The organism is Streptomyces millisiae, assembly GCF_031845425.1.
Classification (GTDB): domain Bacteria; phylum Actinomycetota; class Actinomycetes; order Streptomycetales; family Streptomycetaceae; genus Streptomyces; species Streptomyces millisiae.
This window is the reverse complement of the sequence record NZ_JAVREM010000217.1, coordinates 1-516: the sequence shown is the minus strand read 5'-3', so window position 1 is coordinate 516 and position 516 is coordinate 1. Positions and strand designations below refer to the sequence as shown.

Here is a 516-nt window from a genome sequence, read left to right as displayed (position 1 = left end):
CCCGTTGACCGGGCACTTGAAGAGGATCTCGCCGAACAGCTCTTCAGAGAGGTCTGGTTTCGCGATGCCCGCAGCCATCGCATAGCGCTGAAGATGATTGCTGAAGGTGTCCTGCACCGGCGGCATGCTGAAGTTCACCGGATGCTGCATTGCCTTCTCGAGACTGACGAATTGCACCCCTCGCTGCTCATATGCCTCGACGATGCGCCCGATGGTGCGTGCGGCCAGGGGTGTGCCGTGCACCATCCAGATGTGTGGAACGTTGGTGCCGAACATGGTGCGGGCCGATGCGGCATGCTTCTCCAGGCCTTCGACAGCGCCCTGGACGTGGAGATCTTCCAGCCTGGCTTGTGCCTCGACGTCGCCGGTAATGAGGGACCGCTGATAAGGCACGATGTAGACGAAGTCGCCGAACCAGCAGGTGATGGGCGCGTTTCGATATCCGTTGTCGCGCAGAAAGTCCTCGACTCGTCCGCGTTTGCTCTCCGATTCTGAGGACATGTCCATCGGGTAGCG

Annotated in this window: 1 protein-coding gene; it reads right to left on the bottom strand. The window is 60.5% G+C overall.

Annotated elements, in window-relative coordinates:
- A partial coding sequence (locus RNC47_RS36315) for a polysaccharide deacetylase family protein (protein WP_311605132.1) occupies positions 1-501 on the bottom strand: 501 nt, incomplete at its 3' end.
- Between the last annotated feature and the right edge of the window lie 15 nt (positions 502-516).